The sequence below is a fragment of the Streptomyces alboniger genome (genome assembly GCF_008704395.1).
GTDB classification, from domain to species: domain Bacteria; phylum Actinomycetota; class Actinomycetes; order Streptomycetales; family Streptomycetaceae; genus Streptomyces; species Streptomyces alboniger.
Genome location: NZ_CP023695.1, coordinates 3,852,284 through 3,871,731, shown reverse-complemented (window position 1 = coordinate 3,871,731; position 19,448 = coordinate 3,852,284). Strand labels below are relative to the sequence as shown.

Genomic DNA, 19,448 nt, shown 5'->3' with positions numbered 1-19,448 from the left:
CCGTTGGTGACAGGGCCGCCGGGATGCACATGCGGCGGCCTACTCCCCGCCGGGTGGTGCCGTGCCGCCCGCCGCGGGGACCGCGCTTCAGTCGATAGCCGATGACGTCGGTCCATCCCGTCAGTCCATCCCGTCAGTCCATATCGTCGAAGGGGTCCGCGAAGGCGAGGTCCGACAGTGCGGCCGCCGACGGGGCGGCGACGCGCGTAGCGAAATCCTCATGGCGGTGCCCCGCTTGGACGACGACCCAGACCGTGACCTCGCCGTGCACGTCGTCGCGCACGCCCCAGGTGTCGGCGAGCGCCGTGATGATGTTGAGCCCGCGGCCGCCGTGCGCCGTCACCGACGGCGTGGCCGGAACCGGGCGGGTCGGGCCGCCGCCGTCCGTCACCTCGACCGTCAGTCGGCCTGTCTTGTCGACGTGCCATGCCGCTCGCACGTCACCGTCGCCGACCATCCCGCGCCCCAGCGGCCTGCCGTGCCGGCAGGCATTGCTGAGCAACTCGGACAGGATCAGTACGGCATCGTCGATGACCGACTCGGACACTCCGCCGATGCGCAACTGATCACGCATCCGGTGCCTTGCTTCCCCCACGCCCGCAGGGCCATGGGGAACGGCCATGCTCGACGACGTGGGCACCTCCCGTGCCACCACCAACGCCACCCCCGAGACCTCCTTCGCCCCACGCCACGGTGTGGATGCCCCAATGGACTGGACCGGAAACCGGCCAATCCCCCTCCGGTGACGCACTCGTCACGATCGAATACGGACCGAACGCGCCGGTGCACTCCCTGTAACGGGAGTTACCGGAGTCCCAGCTGGTCCAGTTGGGTCAGCACTTGCTTGGGGCGGTTGGTGATGATCGCGTCGACGCCGAGTTCGGCGCACAGTTCGACGTCCTCGGGTTCGTTCACGGTCCAGACGTGCACCTGGTGCCCCGCGCGCTTCAGTTTGGCCACGTAGCCGGGGTGGTTGCGCACGATCCGCAGCGCGGGGCCCGCGATGCGCACGCCCCCCGGGAGGCGCCCGTCGCGGTGGCGGGGCAGGACGAACTGCATCAGATAGACAGTCGGCAGCGTCGGGGACGCGGCCCGCACGCGGTGCAGCGAACGCGCCGAGAAGCTCATGACCCGTACCGGGGAGGGGTCGTCGGCGGGCGGCGCGTCCAGACCGAAGCGCTTGAGGAGCATGAGCAGGCGCTCCTCCACCTGGCCCGCCCAGCGCGTCGGGTGCTTGGTCTCGATGGCCAGCCGTACCTGGCGGCCCGAGGCGTTGGAGTCGGCGACCAGTTCGAGGAGCCGCTCCAGGGTCAGTACGGAGGTGTCCGCGCTGAGGCCCGAGCCTGCCGAGCCTGCCGAGCCCTCCGAACTTTCCGAGCCCTCCCAGTCGGGGCCCTCCCCCTCCTCGGCTTCGTTGTGGTGCCGCTTCCAGGAGCCGAAGTCGAGGGCGGCCAGATCGGCCAGTTCGAGGGCCGAGACGGCTCCGCGGCCGTTCGAGGTGCGGTTGACGCGGCGGTCGTGGACGCAGACGAGGTGGCCGTCCGCGGTGAGCCGCACATCGCATTCGAGGGCGTCGGCCCCGTCGTCGACCGCCTTCTCGTAGGCGGCCAGCGTGTGCTCGGGGGCGTCCTCGGAGGCTCCGCGGTGGGCGACGACCTGGATCTGGTGCTGTCGTGCGAGGGTCACCGCGTCATGGTGCCATCACGGGGTACCCGAAGGCTCGCCGGAGGGTCGCGTCCCAGAGCGCCGGACGCACAGGCTCGGCTTATGGTGCCCTGACAGCCGATGGGAAAAGCTGACTGCGGACAGATGCACAGTTGGCGCAGCCAGGCCGTGACCGAGAACGTCACCCACGACAGCATGGACCGAGGAGAAGAGCTGTGAGCACCGAGAACGAGGGCAACGAGGTACCCCAGGCCCCGTCCGCACCTCCCGTGCCGGTGGACGCTCCCGCTGTTTCCGCCGACGCCGCGCACTCCGTCCCTTCTGCCGCTTCCGAGCAGGCTTCCGCCGGTACGGGTGCCGGTGCGGGCACGGGCGCCGCCCTTGGCGCCGGTCCTGGCGCCGGTCCTGATGCCCCCACCACCACCGCGACCGCCACCGGCTCGGGCGCTTGGCCGCCTCCGCCGCCGCCCGCCGTGCCGTCGTACGCCTCCGGTGGGGGCGCCGGCTCCGGCTGGGGCGCCTCGTACCAGCCGCAGGACCCGAAGCCCGGCCGTCGGCGCGGCGGTCTTGTTGCCGGGATGCTCGCGGCCGCCCTGATCGCGGGCGGTGTCGGCGGCGGCGTCGGCTACTGGGCAGCCGAGCGGAACGACAACGACACCGGCTCGACCACGGTCTCCGCGGCCGACACGCCCGCCGACCTGAAGCGCGAACCGGGCTCGGTCGCCAAGATCGCGAACGACGCGCTGCCGAGCGTGGTCACCATCGAGGCGCAGAGCGGCAGCGGCGAGGGCGGCACGGGCACCGGCTTCGTCTACGACAAGCAGGGCCACATCCTCACCAACAACCACGTGGTGGCGTCGGCGGCCGAGGGCGGAAAGCTCCAGGTGACGTTCTCCAACGGCAAGAAGTACGCCGCCGAGGTCATCGGCCGTGCCGAGGGCTACGACGTGGCCGTCCTGAAGCTCAAGAACCCCCCGGGCGACCTGAAGCCGCTCCCCCTCGGCAACTCCGACCGCGTGGCCGTCGGCGACTCGACGATCGCGATCGGCGCCCCCTTCGGCCTCTCGAACACCGTCACGACGGGCATCATCAGCGCCAAGAACCGCCCGGTGACCTCCAGCGACGGCGGGCAGAGCGGCAAGAGCTCGTACATGAGCGCCCTCCAGACCGACGCGTCCATCAACCCCGGCAACTCCGGCGGCCCGCTCCTGGACGGGCGCGGCGCGGTCATCGGCATCAACTCCGCGATCAAGCCCGCCGACAGCGGCGGCCTCGGCGGCTCAGGCCAGTCGGGCTCCATCGGCCTCGGCTTCGCGATCCCGGTGAACCAGGCGAAGTACGTCGCCCAGCAGCTGATCAAGACCGGCAAGCCGGTCTACCCCGTGATCGGCGCCTCGGTCTCGCTCCAGCAGGACTCCTCGGACGGCGCGACGATCTCCCGGGAGGGCGTGGGCGGTTCGGAGCCGGTCACTCCGAACGGCCCCGCGGACAAGGCGGGCCTCAAGCCCGGCGACGTCATCACGAAGCTGGACGACACGGTGATCGACAGCGGCCCGACCCTGATCGGCCAGATCTGGACGCACAAGCCCGGCGACACCGTCAAGATCACCTACGAGCGCGACGGCGAGGAGCACACGGTCGACGTGACCCTGGGCCAGCGCAAGGGCGACAGCTGATCCCCTGCTCCGCCGCCGGACCAACCCGCTAGTCTTGTCCCCGCGCCGTACCGGTTTCCCGGTGGACGGCGCGGGGTGGGTTGCCCGAGCGGCCTAAGGGAACGGTCTTGAAAACCGTCGTGGCAGCGATGTCACCGTGGGTTCAAATCCCACACCCACCGCAGCAGGTCAGCCGAGGTGCTGATTAGAAGGGGTGTCCCGACCAGGGGCACCCCTTCGTCATGCGGTCCTGTCTCAACCCTGACCCGCCCGTGTGCCACTTTGGATCATGGTGTGTGGACCAGGCGTGGGCCACCCCGTGTCCGGCCAGAGGGATGGTCAGCCATGGGTCTCCTCCACTGATGGTGCATCAACCAGGGGGTGTGGCTTTGAGGTACGTGCGCATTTGACGTCGAATCGAACTGCGCTGCTGGGCTTCGCGTAGGGCGAGTTGGCGGGACACACCACCCTCCACGCTCGGTTGCCGAAGCCAGGCCGCGCATTCGGCGGAAGCATCTACCGGGTCCATGGTCTCTGCCCGCTCCTCGCACCATTCTTCGATGAGGTCTACTTCCTCGAACACCGCGGCATTGCGTTCGTGGAAGGTTGTTGTCGGAACGGTGACTCGGGTGGAGTTGAACACCCATCGCTGCATTAACGTGTTGATGCCTAGGGGGCTCATGCAGGCGTGCCTCACCCCTTGCGATAGCTGCTCAGGTGTCACGATGAAGAGGTCCTCGAAGCGGGCGGAGAAGTGACGCTTTTTGGCATTCTTCTCCTCGGGGCGAAGCTCCGGCAGGGGCATTATTCGCACATGTCCGGTCCAGTCTTCGCGCTCGACTACCGGAAACTGCTGGACCTTCGCTACGAGCAGTTTAGGCACCAAGTGCACGCCAGCTATCCGCAGACTGCATGGGTGCTGAACAAGGATGACGTCCCTTTTCTTTTCGCCGGCTGAATCGACTGTCGGGACTCCGCGGAAAACGTCGCCAGTCAAGAAAGGGCGGTAGAGATTGACATCATCGCCGCGTGCTTGGTAGAGGTGATCCCACTCTTGCGGTGCTTCGAGCTGGTACGCCAACGCTATTCCTTCGGACGGATAGCGAGATCGCCATCGGCGGCCTCGTAAACCTCGAAGGTCGAAGCGTACCGCTCGCGCCAGTCCGGGTCATAGTCATTGAGTACTTGCTCTACGTCGGCGTGGCTACTTGCGTAGTCGAAGATCAAATCTTGTCGCTCGGTTGCGTAGAGGTCCATAGGAGTGACGGGGCACTTGGACGTAAGGGGCATCTCGAACCATGAGGCCACTTCTTGGACGGCATAGTGCTCAGCGAGCATCTGGCACATTGCCAGCAGGCTGGCGATGTTGAGACGATTTGGGCCGGTAACGCCCTCGCCTCGGCGCCACTTCTGAACTGCCGGCACGCTGACCTTGAGGAGGCGGGCTACGTCGCGCCAGGAGAAGCCTAGTTCCGCGATCTGCTCCAGCATCGCTGCTGGCGCCAGCTTGCCTCTTGTGCTGGTCAGTTGCTGCCACTCGGTGAACAGGACATCGCGGTGGAGCTCGGCTGCGTCCTCGTGGGTGAACCGTGTGCGGGAGCGGAGGGAGCCGGTTCGGTCTGCAAGGTCTCCGACCTCGATACTCTCGATCGGTCGGGTAGGCGGCGAGGCGACCTCGGGCTGGAGTTCAACGAGTTCGGTGGAAGCCATGGTGCTGGATTTCGTCTGCGAGTGCGAATTAGATTCCATTGCGGAGAACCTCGTTTCGAAGGCGATCGGTAATTACGGATTCGAATAGTTCTCTCGCGGACGTATTAAGCCTATCTAGACAGGTGAGGGTGTTCTCTGGAGTCGCCGCAGGCGTCTCTTCTGTGGAGAGCCAGAAGCTATCGATGTCGATGAGGAAGAAAGGGCCGGGTGGGGGTGTCTTTCGGCGGAGGTCGCCGCCCGGGTTTACGGCGTAGCCTTCGTGTAGGCCATGTCGTACGAGTGATGCCTCCTGGGTTGGGTCACCAAACAGAGTTACGCCCTGCCATGAATTTAGATCGAGCCCAGTCGGTGTTTTTAGCGTGGTCGGCCCCGATAGGGCAGGCCGCACCCAGTCTTGCCAATTTGTCGGTGTTTCGACATATGGAACTCGCACCTCGTTGATGTAGCGAATTCCGACGCGCTCGATTCCGTCGACTGGCGCCACATTCTGCCGTACCTTCAAAGCCAAGGTGACCAGCTTGCGCAGGACTTCGTAGCGTTCATACCGAGTTGTCTCGACTACGAGAGCGTCGTCGCGAAACGTGACGGAGAGTGCTTTGTCGCGGCTCATGAAACGAGGTGATGTCTGCGTGCTTACATCGGGTTTGCCCAGGTTCAATCCGGCTGTGATGGTGACTGTTTGAACGTGGGCAGGCTTCGACAGAGGGGTCACCGAAGCGACACCCCTCTTGATCTCAGCTTCTTGGGTGCTGCTGAGGGGCGCCGCAGTGGGGTGTCGCACCTCGATGGCGACCAGCGCCAGTGGTGAGTTGGGGTACACTTCGCGCTCGCTCATACTGGACAAGGTACCGGCCTAGAAACCAGAACGACAACCGACTCTCGGCCATCTGCCCTTTTGGTCTGAATGTCGAGCGCGATCGAGTGAATTGATCTTTACGTAGTCGCCTGATAGTCGGGTTCTGCGGACGGCCGGGCCTGGTGCCCGTGGATCGCCTTGGCGTAGAAGCGGAGCAGCACGGCGATGCTGTGGCCGGCGCGCGGCGGGCGACTTCGGCCGGGGAGACCCCGGACTCCAGCCAGAGGGAGACGCACGCGGCGCGGAGTCCATCAGGGGCGTCTTGACCTCCTGCTTGGTGAGGACGGCCCGACGAGCAGCCTTCCAAACGTCGCCGTACTCCTTGCTCAGGAGGCCGCCGCCACGGGCCGCGCGGAAGAGTCGGCCGTCCTCGGCCGTGCTGAACTCCGCGATGTGGTCGCGGATCAGACGGACCAGGACCGGCGGGATCGGTACCTCGCGGGTGGCCTTTCGGGCGCGCTTCTTGAGGCCTCGGGAGTCGTAGGACTCCCCGGAGTCGGTCCAGCCAGAGTCGACGCGAGGGGAGCTGGACGACAGGATGACTCGGCCCCAGCCTTCCTCAGGCAGAGTGAAGTCCGACTCGCGGAGACCCACGGCTTCACCTGGACGGGTGGCCGCGTAGTAGAGGCACCCAAAGAACGCCTTGAGGTGCCGACCATGGTCGTTCTGCTCGCCCACGGGGTCGATCAGCTCGCGGGCCAGGGCCGGGCCGGGGATGTATCGGAAGTCGATCTCGTCGTCATTCTCGGGTGTTGTCCAGTCCACCTTGGCCAGGGGAAGCGAGGGCAGGCGGTCCAGCTCGACCGCGTACCGCAGGCAGTTGCTGAACACGGGCACCTTGCGGTTCACCGTGTTGTCCGCCGCAGCGGTCCCGTCCATCCTGTGGGCAAGCGCGTCCAGGGCAGGCCGCACGACCGTCGGCGTGTTCAGGGACGAGATGTCCACGGACTTCCGGCCGATCCAGTCAAGGCGGGCAGTGTGACCAGGTAGCAACCCGACCACTCCGAGCGCCAGGGCCAAGCCGAAATACGCCAGCTCCACCACGCCACTCACCGCCCACCGGCCCTAGGTCATGTGGCCCCTGAAGCCACACCACGAAGAGCCCCCGGTGCCGAGGCGCGTGGGCAACGGCCAAGTGGGCCACGGGCGCGGGCCGTGACGTATGGAAGCAGCGTGGCTGAGACCGGCACGGGGTTGCGGGAGACATACGTGACGGGTGCTCGTTCGTCCGTCCCGCCGTCGTGGCTGACTTTCGGTGGCTGAGGTCAGAACGGGGCCCAAGTCCGTCCCACCGCATCGTTGATCCTCCCCGAATCGCGTACTGCGCACCGGGGTTGGAGTCGTACCCGCATTCGAGCACGCCGACCGCCCCGGTACCATCGGCACCGGGGTCCTGATCAGGGCTTCCGCGACCGGACCACCCGGAATGCTGTCCAGGCTGAGGGGTGGTCCGGTCATTGCTACGTCGTCGTAGCGGGTGAGCAGCGCCAGGTGCACCGGCGCTTCAGAGGCAGCTCAGAGCCTTTCCCACCTCGAAGATGGTGGGCCGGTCCTCTGGCGCTTGGCTGAGCATCGAGTCGATCAGCCCGCCCAGTTCGCCAGGCACCTTCACAGGTCGACGCCGACCCTTCGCCACGGCTTCTCTCTGCACTGAGCGAGGAGCATCGTCCGGGTACTCCATCACCCGCCAGCCCGTGGCGGAGATGAGCAGCGAGGCACCGAGCGCGTATACGTCGGCTTCCTGGGTGGGTTCGGCTTCCCCTGTCGCCAGCACACTGCGCGCGATCTCGGGCGCTTCGTAGTGGACCAGGCAACCGCGGAACGGGAAGTCGTATCCCTTGGGCATCTGTCCACCACCCCGAGCCAAGGCGAGATCGATGAGCTGCGTCCCGTCCGGCCCGATGATGAAGTGAGCGGGTTGCACGTCACCGTGGGCCCACCCCTTGGCGTGCAGGTCGGCCAGCGCCATCACGCAACCGAGTGCCACGCTGGAGTCCGGTGGCGCAGAGGAGTCGGATCTACGACACGGCTCCCAAAGCCGATGCAAATCCGGTCCTTCATGCCACGGCTGGAGATTCCACGTTCCGTGCTCCCACTCGCCGTATGCGAAGTCAGCGCGGCCCAGCCGATACATCACGGCCCCTTCACGCGCGGGCGCGAGCGCGGTCCAGGGCTGGGCAGGCCAATCGGCCGTCGCCTCGATCGGGTGCCCGACCTTCACCGCGTAACGGCCCCGGCAGCTCTCAACTTCCCACACCATGGAGCCACGGCGATCCGCCACGAGACGTTGAGCCGTCGGCATGAGTGCGTCGAGCACCACGATCGGGAGTTCAGGGGGTGACCCGGACAACGTCTTGTCTCCTTCCAAGTGGACGCGGCCAGCGGTGAGTTACCGCCAGCCGCGTCCTACTGCCGTGAGCTATGCCTGACCGTACGGTCGGCCGCAGTCCGAGTCGCACTGCGCGAGGTTCGCGCCGTCCACGGTCCACAGTTCATCGAAGACCACGAAACCGCCGGCCTTCATGGCACGTGCCGAGGCAGCGACCTTTTCCGCGTCGCGGCCTCCGCCTCCCGGCTTCGGGTTGTGGTGCAGGAAGCGACCCGCGTACCGCTGGCACAGGTCGGCGTACTCCTTCCTTTGCAGGATGAGCGCGTGCAGGCCGAAGTCCACGTCGTCCGACGGAACCATGGGGATCGTGGCGTTGGCCGCAGTGACCAGGAAGGCCACCGCCTGATCCGCGATCTTCCTCGCACGCTCGGGTGACTGCCCGTTGTGAACAGCCACAAAGTGAGCGAGGCTTTCGAACAGCTCCTCACCAGCCACCGCGCGGCCGGACCTCAGGTCGTTCGCCGTTGCTGTCATGCGAATCTCCTCGTGTTGCCGTGCATGGATGGCCGGCCCGAACGGGCGGGGGGAGCCCGAGTAATGCACCCGTTCGGGGCGGCCGGTCTACTGGCTCATGCTGAGAGCCATACCGATCACCAGGCCGCACGACCCGCTGATCATGACGATGAACAGAATCCCCGCGTAGCGGCCGATTGTGCGGATCACCGCTTCACCCAGCCACTGCCAGCCCTGACGGCCAGGCGGACGCTCAGTTCCTCGCGTGCGCTGGGGGTTGCCACGTCGTCCGGCATGGCATCCCACTCCTTGCCACCACCGACCGGCCGTATCTGCACACGACCGCCGATCATCGCCATGACAACGCCGACGCGTCCTTTGGCGTTGTCCTTCGCCAGTTCACCGATGCCCGGTCTGGTCTGCTGGTTCTTCGCCATGGAGAGAAGCATCGCGAAGGCGAGGTGGCGGCTAAAAGGCCAGGCTGATTACCCAACTTGGGTAATATCGCGGCACGTAGAGACCCAACGACGTTGCGTAGCCCTCGCAGTGTGGGAGCTTGCCCAATGCCCGACGCCGACCGGCCGCAGGAACTGCCTGCCCGGCTGCTCACCGATCCCGAGATGATCGACGCGTGTCGAGCGCGAGACTTCGCCCGAGTCTTTCGACTGGTCAAGACCAGGGCAGGCATCTACCCCTCGATGATCGCCAGGCGGTGCGACCTCACGCCAAGCCGTGTCGGCGAAGTCATCGCGGGGCGCCGTCAGTTGCTCCACATGGATGTCGTCGAGCGCATCGCGGATGGCTTGCGCATCCCCGGACACATGCTCGGACTCACCCGCCGGGCCTGGGAGACGCCTCAGGCCCTGGCGACCACCGAGAGAGCGTTGCCCCAAACGCCTGGGCAGGGACCGGGCCAGCAAAACGCCATGTCGCTGCCCGGTGCCGATGTGGACAGCATCCTGGTCTTGGCCACCCGTACAAGCCTCAACACGGCGACCCTTGCGGCGTTTCGCTCCTCCATCGAGGACTACTGGCGACGAGACGACCAGCACGGCGGAGAAGCACTACGACCGGCCATCGTCGGGCAACTCCGCTATGTGGTCGGCCTCCTGAAGGAGATCCGGAGTCCGTCGATCCAGAGCGGTCTGTACGGCATCGCCGCCGAGCTGGCACGTCTCACCGGATGGACCTACTTCGACGCGCGTCAGTACGACCAAGCTCGCCTGTACTTCACCGAAGCCCTGCAACTGGCCAAGGAGATCGACGACCGGCAGTTCATGGCCAATGTCTTGGCGTGCATGAGCTTGCAGGGCACGTACCAGGACAAGCCTGCCGACTCTCTGGCCCTCGTGGCAGCCGCTCAGGACCAGGCCCGCTCAGCGCTCGACACCACCCCCCGCGTCCTCTCCATGCTGTCGATGCGAGAAGCCTTTGCCCACGCGACGCTTGGCAACCGGGAGTCCACGCATCGGGCGATGAAGGAGGCGCACCGCCGTTTCGAGCAGATCCGGACGAGCGACCCGGACCCGTCATGGGTGACGTACTTCGATGAGACGAAGCTGATCGTGGACACGGGCATCGCACACGGACGACTGGGCGAGGCCGCGACCGCTGAACCCCTGATCGCGGACGCTCTGCGGCGTGAGGCCCACACCAATCAACGCGGTCGGGCATTTCACTCGTTCTGGCTTGCCCGTACACAGCTCGACCAGGGCAAGCTCGACCAGGCGTGCCACACCGCCACACAAGCGCTGGAGCCCGCCTCCGCAGTCGCCTCAGAGCGAGTGACGAGCCACCTCAGGGAGTTCTACGACCAGCTGGCCCCGCACAGGAAGGAACCCGTAGCCCTCGCTTTCGAAGCGCGGCTACGGGAGCTTCTCCCACCGGTCAGCGGACCCCTTCATCCATGAGCAGGTACAGCAGGCCGACGAGCGAGCCACTGCTTCGGATCTCACGGCGGTCGATCATCCCCCGCACCTCTGAGAGGGGAATCCACTCGATGCGGTCCGACTCGTTCTTCTCGGTGGGCGGCCCGTCGTAGACGGCTCCCTCCACACGGAAGACGTGATGCTGTGAGTCGGTGATCCCGTTGGCCGGCTCGGCGTAGATCAAGGGCTTGATGGGGCCGGGGCGCCAGCCCGTTTCTTCCAGTACCTCGCGAGCCGCCGCTTCTTCAGGGCTCTCACCCTCTTCGACCAGGCCCATGGGCAGCTCCCAGGCCCAAGAGTCCGTGATGAACCGGTGCCGCCACATCATCAGGACCTCTTGGCGAGCGTTCACCACGGCCGCCACGGCCAGGTGACGCAGGCGAACGACGTGATACTCCCACCTGCGCCCGTCAGGCTGCTGAACATCGACCAGACAGAGATTCACCCACTTGTTGGTGTAAACCTGCCGCTCCCCGTGGGTTTTCCACTCCATGCCTGCCGCCCCTCTCGATCGGACTCCAGGATCTCAGACCGGTAGAGGTGCGTACGCGAGTTCGGCAGGCCCGGGAGGTAGCCAGCGACATCTTGTCCGTGGCCGCTGCCCGGTGGACCAGGTGTGGACCACTATCGGCCCGTAGACGCAGTCAGGGAGGGGAAAGGCCAGGGCACATGGTGTGCAGTTCCCTGAACCACAGCCCTCTTGAAAACCGTCGTGGCAGCGATGTCACCGTGGGTTCAAATCCCACACCCACCGCTTGCAGGTCAGAGAACTAGCAGGTCAGAGGGCGCGAATCCCGTTGGGGATCGCGCCCTTTCTGTTCACCCTGTCTCACCCAGAATCGGGTGTGTACCGCCTCTGACCAGTGCGTGTGGGCCATACGTGGGCCAGGCTCTTCACTCGTCCTCAGCCTCCAGCCCCTCCTGAATGAGGCGGTTGGCGTGTGCCGAGCCGCCTTTGAGGATCTTGGCGTAGAAGCGGTAGAGCACTGCAACGCTGTGGCCTGCCCGGTAGGCGACCTCCACGGGGCCCACGCCGCGTTTGATCCACAGAGAGATCGCGGCATGGCGAAGGCAGTACGGAACGTCAGCCAGCTCGGTCTCTACTTCCTGCGGACTGAGGACGGCCTTGCGGGCCTCCTCCCAGATCTCGCAGTACTCGGTCGACCTGATCCGTCCGCCGTTGGCTGCCCTGTCAGCCGACCATCAGGAGCCACGCCGAAGCGCTCGATGTGCGAGCGCACCATCCGCACGTAGACCGGAGGGATCGGTACCGCGCGGACGGCGTTGCACCCACGGTGCTTGAGCCCTCGTTCATCGTGTGACTTGCCGTTGTCTGTCCAACCCGCTCCCACCTTGGCGTGGCTCTCGGAGACGAGGACTTCGCCCCAGGCATCGGGCTCACTCTCAGGCGGCAGGACGAAGGATCTTCTTGTAGGCCTTCGTCGACTTCGGCCCCATCCGTGGAGCACTCTCCGATCTCAGGTGGTGCACACCAGCGTAGTGGGAGAGGGGCACGCTGCCTCCAGTCGTAGGTGGGTCGGTTCTCCGAGGCCGTTCCGAAGCACGTGTCGTTCCACCGTCAGGCGTCACCTTGGTCCGGCCGTGTTGGAGAACCTCGGGAGTTCACTAACTGGTAGACGGCATTCCGCTTGTCAGTGTCTGGCGGTAAAGTGAAAAATTTTCACCCTGCGTATCTACGCGTATAGATATAAGGGTGGAATCAAGAGTTCCGAATGACTGCGAGTAAATCTTTGTGCGACTGGTGGAGATTTTTCAATCCACAGCGTAAGGAGACTAAAGCCGCAGGTCAGGTCGCATGTATCCACAGTTCTGTGGGCTTTTCCACCGGCTCTTCCCCAGGATTGTGCACAAGTTCCAGGCATTTACGCACAGTAATGGAGCGCTTGTCCACAGGGCTTGTGGATAACCAGATTTGACGTTGGTTAACCGCCTGCCACCATGTCGACATGGGTGGCGTGGCTGCGACGCAAGAAAGGCGGCCCCCGCTGGCACGGGAGCCGCCCTGACCTATTCCCTAGCGCGAGAAAGGTCAGTAATGACAGTACCGACTGAGCCCGGGGCCTCAACTCCGGGCGGAGTCGAACGGGCTGCGGTGCGGTCCGTCGTGCAGCCTCGTAAGCCGTGGAGTCGTCGCAGGGCGGTCGTGGCTGGGATTGGGGGCGTAGGGCTGCTTGTCGTGGTCCTCGTCCTCGCTGTGCCTGGGCTTGCTGCGCCGATCGGGACCGCGGCCGGCGTCGTGGCTGTGGCTGTGCCCTTGGGGCAGTGGCTGTGCCGGGAAGGGCGCACTGACCAGAGGGGGTCGGCGGACGAGCCCTAGCTTCCCCGCTGCTTGCGTACCGGGGCCGTCTTCAGCCCCTGTGGGCCATGCGTGGGCCACAGGGGTGGCATGTGGCTGACACGTTGGCCAATGGGCAGGTCAGTGGGGCTCTTCCGGTGTCCGGCGGGACGGTCTTGAAAACCGTCGTGGCAGCGATGTCACCGTGGGTTCAAATCCCACACCCACCGCCAGTCTGTAAGGGGCGTTCGCTATTGCGGGCGCCCCTTACGCGTGCCCCGTGAGGCGTGCCGCCGAGGCGATGGTGGAGCGGGCCTCGCGGTGGGTGAGGCCCACGCGGAGGGCGGCGTCCGTGAGGTGGGGGGCCAGGGTCTCGCCGATGCCGTTCTCGTACGCGCGGCAAGCCGCCCAGAAGAGACGGGTGTTGCGCTGGCCCTCGTGCGCCGCGAGGACGAACTGTACGAGTCCGTGGCCCTGTTGGGCCGGTTCGGGCGCAGCCTGCGGGGGCGCCGCGTGCCGTGCACGGGGTGGGGGCGTGAGCAGGCGCAGCAGCGCGGGTGGGCAGGGGGCGGGGGGTAGCTGGGCGGTGCCGGGGACCGTGCCGTAGACGCCGTGTTCGGTGCGGGAGCCGGGGCCGACGAGGTAGCCGCCCGCGCCCCGGATGTCGATGCCGGGGGCGAGCCGGCCCGCCGAGTTGGGGACCACGGTGTCGGGCGGGCCCGCCAGCCAGATGTGCCGGCCGCCGCTGGGCGTGGTCACGACGACGGTCTCGGGGATCGTGAAGAGGTGGCGCAGCGCCAGTTCGCGCAGGGCCGCGGAGGCGTCCGCGCCGGACTTGGTGTCCAGGTCGACGCCGATCAGGTGGTGCGGGGGCAGTCCGCAGGCGATGCCGTAACCGGTGGCCCAGGGGGCGGCGGCGAAGAGTTCGCGGACGCGGCGCGGGTCGGTCGACGCGTCGTACACCCCGTGGCCGAGGCGGCCGCACGCGCCGTGGCAGGGCCCCGCCGTGCCGGGGTCGTCGTGATGGGGGGAGCGCAGGGCGGGGAGCTTGGTGCGGGAGAGCGGGATCACCGCGAGGCGCCGCTCGGCGGCGGACAGGGCGTGGGCGAGCGCGAGGGTGGAGGCATGGCGGTCGATGGTGGCCATGACTTCATGCTCGTACACATGTTCGAAGAAGGGAAGGGGGGTCGAGTCCCGAGTGGGGTGAACGGAGAGGGCCTGAAGAGGAAAAGCGCCCCCTTCTCAAGGATGTCGATGACGGTCGGCTGAAACGCTTCGCCGCCGGTGGCGGCCGGGTTCGACCGCGGCGAGAGGCGGGGCGCGAGTGCGTCGCGTGGGGCTGATCCGGGTGTTCGTGAGGCGAGGAATGTTTATCGACATGTCCTCACGCTTGCGAGGGAATCGGGGCTTCCGGGGTGGTTCGCCGGGGATTCGGTGGGCAACTCTGAGGCCGCGACGTCGTGCAGCACCCCGGGAGCGGTCGGCCAACCGCCTTGGGACAAACCGTTTTTCCTGGTACCTCCGGCTCATCGCCGGCGCGTACCTCCCGTTCTGGAGGAATAGACATGGCAAGCACTCGCACCGCTCGCGTCATCGCAGCCGCCGCGGCCCTGCCGCTGGCCGCCGCGCTCTTCTCAGGTGTGGCGATGGCCGACAACGGCGCCTTCGCGAACAATGGATCGAACGCGGGAGTGGCGACCGTGAACGGCAGCGGTGTCGGCGGTAACAACCACGGCAACTCGACCACTACGCAGCAGCAGGCCGTCGGCAGCGGCGCCTCGAACCAGAACAACACCGCTCAGGTGAACGGCTCGGCGTTCACGGCGCTCGACCAGTCCAACGAGAACCTCGCGGTGAACTTCTCCGAACTCTGGTGAGCCGAGAACCCCTGGAGCCGCTCGGGACGGCTCCGCGGGGTTCGTGAGTGGGGTGTGACGGGGTCCTGTGCGGCGGCGCTTCGGCGTCGCCGCACAGCCGTGTCCGGGGGGCTGCTTCCCCGGGAAGGGGTCCTGCTTCGCCGGTCGCAGGTGCGATCTCTGCGAACTATGCGACCTCTGCGCTCTATGCGATCTCTTGACACCGGCCCACTTTCTGACGGACAGTCAGAAAGTCTTTCAGGTGCGAGGCGGAGGGGGCGGCGGTGAGCCGTGCGGCGGGTGGCGGGGGGAGCGGGAGCGGCCCCGAGGACCGTGCGGGTGCTGTACGAGACATCCCGTACGCGGAGTTGAAGGCGTTCGAGGGGCTGGCGGCGGCGGAGGCAGGACGCGGCAAGGACCCGGTCAACGAACCGATGATCAGGCACTGGTGCGAGGCGATGGGCGACACCAACCCCGCGTACGCGGGCGCGGACCCCATCGCTCCGCCCACGATGTTGCAGGCCTGGACGATGGGCGGCCTCTCCGGGCACGAGGGGCGCTCGGAGGCGTACGACGCGCTGTTCGCGCTGCTCGACGGCGCGGGGTACACCGCGGTGGTCGCCACCGACTGCCAGCAGGAGTACGCGCGGGCGCTGCGCCCCGGCGACGGGATCACCTTCGACGCGGTGATCGAGTCGGTGTCGGAGCGCAAGACCACCAAGCTCGGCACGGGCCACTTCATCACTACGCGGATGGACGTCAGGGCGGACGGTGAGCCGGCCGGGACGCACCGCTTCCGGATCCTCAAGTACGCGCCCGCGCCACGAAAGCCCCAGGGCAAGCGCCCCCGCCCGGTGATCAACCGCGACAACGCGGGGTTCTGGGAGGGCGTTGCCGCGCACCGGCTGCTGATCCAGCGCTGCGTCGGCTGCGGCGAACTCCGCTTCCCCTGGCTGCCCGGCTGCAACGCCTGCGGTTCGCCCGAGTGGGACACGGTCGAGGCGAGCGGGGAGGGCACGGTCTATTCGTACGTCGTGATGCACCATCCGCCCTTCCCGGCCTTCGACCCTCCCTACGCGGTGGGGCTCGTCGAGCTGGCGGAAGGTGTGCGGATCGTCAGCAACGTCATCGGGGTGCCGTACGACGAGGTGCGGATCGGGATGCCGGTGCGGCTCGCGTTCCGGCGGGTGGACGAGGAGTTGGAGCTGCCTTTGTTCAGGGCGCTGGACGACGGGGCCGGGGAGAGCACGCGGGGGGCGCGGGGATGAGGCCGGGTGAGGAACTGCCGGCGCTGGAGATCCCGATCACCCGCACCCTGATCGTCGCCGGGGCCATCGCCTCCCGCGACTACCAGGACGTCCACCACGACGCGGAGCTGGCCGCGGCCAAGGGCTCCCCGGACATCTTCATGAACATCCTGACGACCAACGGCCTCGTCGGCCGGTACATCACGGACCACTTCGGCCCCGCGGCGGTCCTGCGCAAGGTGGCCATACGGCTCGGCGCGCCCAACTACCCCGGGGACACCATGGTGCTGACCGGCACGGTCGAGAAGGTCGACGTCTCCCCCGGGGACGCCTCCCCCGGAAATGCCTCCCCCGGCGGCGAGACGGCCACCGTCAAGGTCATCGGGGTCAACGGCATCGGCAGGCACGTCACGGGCACCGTGAGCGTGACGCTGCCCGCGGGGGGCCTCGCATGAGCGTCCGTACGCGCGACGCCCTCGGCGGAAAGGCCGCGATCGTCGGGATCGGGGCGACGGAGTTCTCCAAGGACTCCGGCCGCAGTGAGCTGAAGCTGGCGGTGGAGGCGGTGCGGGCGGCGCTGGACGACGCCGGGCTCACTCCCGCCGACGTCGACGGCATGGTCACCTTCACCATGGACACCAACCCGGAGATCACGGTCGCCCAGGCGGCCGGCATCGGCGAGCTGTCCTTCTTCTCCCGCGTCCACTACGGCGGCGGAGCGGCCTGCGCCACCGTCCAGCAGGCGGCCCTCGCGGTGGCGAGCGGAGTGGCCGAGGTCGTCGTCTGCTACCGCGCTTTCAACGAACGTTCGGGCCGCAGATTCGGCTCCGGAGTGCAGCGGCGCGAACCGTCCGCGGAGGGCGCGGCGCTCGGCTGGGCCCTGCCGTTCGGCCTCCTGACCCCCGCCTCCTGGGTGGCGATGGCGGCCCAGCGCTACCTCCATGCGTACGGGCTGACACCGGAGGCCTTCGGTCATGTGGCCGTGACGGACCGGAAGTACGCGGCAACCAACCCCGCGGCGTACTTCCACGGCAAGCCGATCACGCTCGCGGACCACGCGGCCTCGCGCTGGATCGCCGAGCCGCTGCGGCTCCTGGACTGCTGTCAGGAGACGGACGGCGGGCAGGCCGTGGTCGTCACGAGCCGGGAGCGCGCCCGTGACCTCCCGCGTCCCCCCGCCGTGATCACGGCGGCGGCCCAGGGGGCGGGGCGGGCGCAGGAGCAGATGACCAGCTTCTACCGCGACGATCTGAGCGGGCTGCCCGAGGTGAGCGTCGTGGCCCGGCAGCTGTGGCGCACGTCGGGGCTGGCACCGGCCGACATCGACGTCGGCATCCTCTACGACCACTTCACGCCGTTCGTGCTGATGCAGTTGGAGGAGTTCGGGTTCTGCGGGCCGGGCGAGGCCGCGGGGTTCGTCGCCGAGGAGCGGCTGCCCCTGAACACCCACGGCGGACAGCTCGGGGAGGCGTATCTGCACGGGATGAACGGCGTGGCGGAGGCCGTCCGGCAGATACGGGGCACATCGGTGAACCGGATACCGGGCGTCACCCACACTCTCGTGACGGCGGGTACGGGCGTTCCCACATCGGGGTTGATTCTGGGGTCGGACGGATGAATGCGGTGCGTGTCCCGGCCGGGTACGAGCCTCGGGGACGTTCACTCGCCGTATGCGTCTCCAAAAGCTGATCATTGGACTGGTCCTCGCGCTGGCGGTCCTGACCCTCGATATGACCGCGTCCCCGCCGGGCGCCGCGGCCGCCTCCACCGACCCCTCTCCCGCCGACCTCGCGACCGTGCCCGGCGTGCCCGGCGTCCCCGCGACCTTCACGGAGCCCGCCGATCTGGCGGTCAGGGCGCCGGCCTTCCGAGGTCGGGCGTTCGACACCTGCATCGCGCCGTCCGTCGACACCATGCGCCGCTGGCAGAACTCCCAGTACGGCGCCGTGGGCGTCTACTACGGAGGGCGCGGCCGGGCCTGCAAGAGACAGCCGCACCTGAGCCGGAGCTGGATGCGGACGGTGGACGGCATGGGGTGGCGGGTGCTGCCGGTGTACGTGGGTTCGCAGTCGCCCTGCGTGATCGCGCAGAACAAGAAGGGTGTGCGTATCGGACGGCACCCCTGGAGCCAGGGGACGCGGGAGGCACGCGACGCGGTCCGCAGGGCCGAGTCCATGGGCATCCGGACGCGCAGCCCGCTCTATCTGGACATGGAGGCGTACGCCCACCGCAAGAAGGCGTGCGCCCACACCACGCTGTCCTTCGTACGGGCCTGGGACCGCGAGGTGCGCAGGCTCGGCTACGTCCCCGGCTTCTACAGCAGCGCCGACTCCGGTGTGCGGCACATGGAGCTGGCCCGGCGGGCGGGCGTGCGGGACCTTCCGGCGGTGATGTGGTTCGCGCGCTGGCACACCCGGCCGCACCTGTACCGCGAGCCCTCACTGCGGCAGGACGCGTGGAACCCGGGACGGCGCATCCACCAGTACGCGGGGAACGTGAAGGAGCGGCACGGCGGTCGCACGATGGTGATCGACCGCAATCTGATGCACGCCCCCGTGGCGCGCATCGGCTAGCGGAATCCGGCCACCGGGGGCCGTGCGCCGGGGCGGTTCTCAGGGATGACCACTCGGGGGTGCGCTCCGCCTCCTCCACCTGTAGGAGGTGGGGCCGGCACCCCTCGTACAACCTGAGGCGGACACGGCTTCGGGACTTGGGGCCGATCCGCTGAAGTAGGGGGTGCTCCTAGCGTGGAGCCATGACCGCATCCATGGTGTCCGTGTGCACCAGCGCATCGAAGGCCGCGACGCGGGGCACGGGTCCGACGCGGGGCACGGGGCCCTTCGCGTACCCGTCGTTCGCGTCCTACGTACGGGCACGCCAGCCCGTACTGCTGCGCACCGCCCGCTCGCTGACCGCGAATCCGAGCGATGCCGAGGATCTGTTGCAGACCGCGCTGACCAAGACGTATGTCGCGTGGGACCGGATCGAGGACCATCGCGCGCTCGACGGCTATGTGCGACGCGCCCTGCTGAACACGCGTACGTCGCAGTGGCGCAAGCGCAAGGTCGACGAGTTCGCCTGCGACGAGCTGCCGGAACCGGAGGTGACGCCGCTCGGGGACCCGGCCGAGCACCAGGTGCTCCGCGACGCGATGTGGCGCGCGATCATGAAGCTGCCGGACCGGCAGCGGGCGATGGTCGTCCTCAGGTACTACGAGGATCTCAGCGAGGTCCAGACCGCCGAGGTGCTCGGGGTCTCGGTCGGAACGGTGAAGAGCGCGGTGTCGCGGGCGCTCGGCAAACTCCGCGAGGACCCGGAGCTGACGCCCGTCCGATGATCGATCATCTCCTGGAGTAGTGACATACCGAGCGGTATGCGCGCAGAATCAGCGCA

The 19,448-nt window shown here is 67.5% G+C and carries 20 protein-coding genes and 1 tRNA gene; 9 read left to right on the top strand and 12 right to left on the bottom strand.

Annotated features, from left to right (window positions below; all coding sequences use genetic code 11):
* Positions 1-133: 133 nt before the first annotated feature.
* Both CP975_RS17185 and CP975_RS17180 read right to left on the bottom strand, forming a co-directional pair.
* Complete coding sequence (locus CP975_RS17185) at positions 134-751, bottom strand: ATP-binding protein (protein ID WP_150477080.1); 618 nt, start codon at positions 749-751, stop codon at positions 134-136.
* A gap of 53 nt (positions 752-804) precedes the next feature.
* Positions 805-1,686, bottom strand: coding sequence for a glycerophosphodiester phosphodiesterase (locus CP975_RS17180; RefSeq protein WP_055532393.1), 882 nt, complete (start codon positions 1,684-1,686; stop codon positions 805-807).
* A 194-nt stretch (positions 1,687-1,880) separates the two neighbouring features.
* Between CP975_RS17180 and CP975_RS17175 the strand changes: the two genes are divergently transcribed.
* Both CP975_RS17175 and CP975_RS17170 read left to right on the top strand, forming a co-directional pair.
* The gene (locus CP975_RS17175; RefSeq protein ID WP_055532395.1) at positions 1,881-3,341 is read left to right on the top strand and encodes a S1C family serine protease; all 1,461 of its coding nucleotides are present in this window, start codon (positions 1,881-1,883) and stop codon (positions 3,339-3,341) included.
* A 74-nt stretch (positions 3,342-3,415) separates the two neighbouring features.
* A tRNA-Ser gene (locus CP975_RS17170) sits at positions 3,416-3,502 on the top strand.
* A 188-nt stretch (positions 3,503-3,690) separates the two neighbouring features.
* Here the strand turns inward: CP975_RS17170 and CP975_RS17165 are convergent.
* The 7 genes from CP975_RS17165 to CP975_RS17135 form a co-directional block, all read right to left on the bottom strand.
* Positions 3,691-4,401, bottom strand: a complete 711-nt coding sequence (locus CP975_RS17165) for a hypothetical protein (RefSeq protein WP_150477079.1) — start codon at positions 4,399-4,401, stop codon at positions 3,691-3,693.
* A gap of 2 nt (positions 4,402-4,403) precedes the next feature.
* Positions 4,404-5,030, bottom strand: a complete 627-nt coding sequence (locus tag CP975_RS17160; RefSeq protein ID WP_150477078.1) for a helix-turn-helix transcriptional regulator — start codon at positions 5,028-5,030, stop codon at positions 4,404-4,406.
* Positions 5,031-5,058: 28 nt separating this feature from the next.
* Positions 5,059-5,865 carry a TIGR04255 family protein gene (locus CP975_RS17155; RefSeq protein WP_150477077.1) on the bottom strand — a complete coding sequence of 269 codons (807 nt, stop codon included), beginning with the start codon at positions 5,863-5,865 and terminating at the stop codon, positions 5,059-5,061.
* A gap of 18 nt (positions 5,866-5,883) precedes the next feature.
* Positions 5,884-6,930, bottom strand: a complete 1,047-nt coding sequence (locus tag CP975_RS35810) for a site-specific integrase (protein WP_055532399.1) — start codon at positions 6,928-6,930, stop codon at positions 5,884-5,886.
* Positions 6,931-7,390: 460 nt separating this feature from the next.
* The gene (locus tag CP975_RS17145; RefSeq protein WP_055532401.1) at positions 7,391-8,236 is read right to left on the bottom strand and encodes a protein kinase domain-containing protein; all 846 of its coding nucleotides are present in this window, start codon (positions 8,234-8,236) and stop codon (positions 7,391-7,393) included.
* 69 nt (positions 8,237-8,305) lie between these two features.
* The gene (locus tag CP975_RS17140; RefSeq protein ID WP_055532403.1) at positions 8,306-8,749 is read right to left on the bottom strand and encodes a glycine-rich domain-containing protein; all 444 of its coding nucleotides are present in this window, start codon (positions 8,747-8,749) and stop codon (positions 8,306-8,308) included.
* A 185-nt stretch (positions 8,750-8,934) separates the two neighbouring features.
* Positions 8,935-9,177, bottom strand: coding sequence for a hypothetical protein (locus tag CP975_RS17135; RefSeq protein WP_055532405.1), 243 nt, complete (start codon positions 9,175-9,177; stop codon positions 8,935-8,937).
* Between the two features lie 114 nt (positions 9,178-9,291).
* On the opposite strand from CP975_RS17135, the gene CP975_RS17130 reads away from it, so the two are divergent.
* Positions 9,292-10,638: a helix-turn-helix domain-containing protein gene (locus CP975_RS17130; RefSeq protein ID WP_055532407.1), complete on the top strand. Its 1,347-nt coding sequence runs from the start codon at positions 9,292-9,294 to the stop codon at positions 10,636-10,638.
* Here CP975_RS17130 and CP975_RS17125 read toward each other — a convergent pair.
* From CP975_RS17125 to CP975_RS17115, 3 genes are all read right to left on the bottom strand, one after another.
* A complete protein-coding gene (locus tag CP975_RS17125) occupies positions 10,616-11,149 on the bottom strand; it encodes an NUDIX hydrolase (RefSeq protein ID WP_055532409.1) in 534 nt (177 codons plus the stop codon). The two genes, CP975_RS17130 and CP975_RS17125, sit on opposite strands and share 23 nt — an antisense overlap.
* 401 nt (positions 11,150-11,550) lie before the next feature.
* A complete protein-coding gene (locus CP975_RS36245) occupies positions 11,551-11,679 on the bottom strand; it encodes a hypothetical protein (RefSeq protein ID WP_281292887.1) in 129 nt (42 codons plus the stop codon).
* A gap of 1,540 nt (positions 11,680-13,219) precedes the next feature.
* On the bottom strand, positions 13,220-14,098 hold the full coding sequence (locus tag CP975_RS17115) for a bifunctional DNA primase/polymerase (protein WP_150477076.1): 879 nt from the start codon (positions 14,096-14,098) through the stop codon (positions 13,220-13,222).
* A gap of 419 nt (positions 14,099-14,517) precedes the next feature.
* Here CP975_RS17115 and CP975_RS17110 point away from each other — a divergent pair, with 419 nt between their 5' ends.
* The 6 genes from CP975_RS17110 (at position 14,518) to CP975_RS17085 (ending at position 19,392) form a co-directional block, all read left to right on the top strand.
* Complete coding sequence (locus CP975_RS17110; RefSeq protein WP_055529367.1) at positions 14,518-14,829, top strand: hypothetical protein; 312 nt, start codon at positions 14,518-14,520, stop codon at positions 14,827-14,829.
* Positions 14,830-15,161: 332 nt separating this feature from the next.
* Positions 15,162-16,076, top strand: coding sequence for a bifunctional MaoC family dehydratase N-terminal/OB-fold nucleic acid binding domain-containing protein (locus CP975_RS17105; RefSeq protein ID WP_055536502.1), 915 nt, complete (start codon positions 15,162-15,164; stop codon positions 16,074-16,076).
* Complete coding sequence (locus CP975_RS17100) at positions 16,073-16,510, top strand: MaoC family dehydratase (protein WP_055536501.1); 438 nt, start codon at positions 16,073-16,075, stop codon at positions 16,508-16,510. Before CP975_RS17105 ends, CP975_RS17100 begins: the two co-directional genes overlap by 4 nt.
* Positions 16,507-17,673: a lipid-transfer protein gene (locus CP975_RS17095; RefSeq protein ID WP_150477075.1), complete on the top strand. Its 1,167-nt coding sequence runs from the start codon at positions 16,507-16,509 to the stop codon at positions 17,671-17,673. The genes CP975_RS17100 and CP975_RS17095 overlap by 4 nt, the downstream gene beginning before the upstream one ends.
* A 52-nt stretch (positions 17,674-17,725) precedes the next feature.
* Complete coding sequence (locus tag CP975_RS17090) at positions 17,726-18,628, top strand: DUF1906 domain-containing protein (protein ID WP_150477074.1); 903 nt, start codon at positions 17,726-17,728, stop codon at positions 18,626-18,628.
* Between the two features lie 182 nt (positions 18,629-18,810).
* On the top strand, positions 18,811-19,392 hold the full coding sequence (locus CP975_RS17085; protein ID WP_070321323.1) for a SigE family RNA polymerase sigma factor: 582 nt from the start codon (positions 18,811-18,813) through the stop codon (positions 19,390-19,392).
* Positions 19,393-19,448: the final 56 nt, after the last annotated feature.

Bases quoted from the DNA above. Each gene is read 5' to 3' on its own strand.
- CP975_RS17140 (WP_055532403.1), bottom strand. From the start codon at position 8,749: ATGACAGCAACGGCGAACGACCTGAGGTCCGGCCGCGCGGTGGCTGGT.
- CP975_RS17110 (WP_055529367.1), top strand. From the start codon at position 14,518: ATGGCAAGCACTCGCACCGCTCGCGTCATCGCAGCCGCCGCGGCCCTG.
- CP975_RS17100 (WP_055536501.1), top strand. From the start codon at position 16,073: ATGAGGCCGGGTGAGGAACTGCCGGCGCTGGAGATCCCGATCACCCGC.
- CP975_RS17125 (WP_055532409.1), bottom strand. From the start codon at position 11,149: ATGGAGTGGAAAACCCACGGGGAGCGGCAGGTTTACACCAACAAGTGG.
- CP975_RS17135 (WP_055532405.1), bottom strand. From the start codon at position 9,177: ATGCTTCTCTCCATGGCGAAGAACCAGCAGACCAGACCGGGCATCGGT.
- CP975_RS17160 (WP_150477078.1), bottom strand. From the start codon at position 5,030: ATGGCTTCCACCGAACTCGTTGAACTCCAGCCCGAGGTCGCCTCGCCG.
- CP975_RS17085 (WP_070321323.1), top strand. From the start codon at position 18,811: ATGACCGCATCCATGGTGTCCGTGTGCACCAGCGCATCGAAGGCCGCG.
- CP975_RS17115 (WP_150477076.1), bottom strand. From the start codon at position 14,098: ATGGCCACCATCGACCGCCATGCCTCCACCCTCGCGCTCGCCCACGCC.
- CP975_RS17095 (WP_150477075.1), top strand. From the start codon at position 16,507: ATGAGCGTCCGTACGCGCGACGCCCTCGGCGGAAAGGCCGCGATCGTC.
- CP975_RS17155 (WP_150477077.1), bottom strand. From the start codon at position 5,865: ATGAGCGAGCGCGAAGTGTACCCCAACTCACCACTGGCGCTGGTCGCC.
- CP975_RS17130 (WP_055532407.1), top strand. From the start codon at position 9,292: ATGCCCGACGCCGACCGGCCGCAGGAACTGCCTGCCCGGCTGCTCACC.
- CP975_RS17090 (WP_150477074.1), top strand. From the start codon at position 17,726: ATGCGTCTCCAAAAGCTGATCATTGGACTGGTCCTCGCGCTGGCGGTC.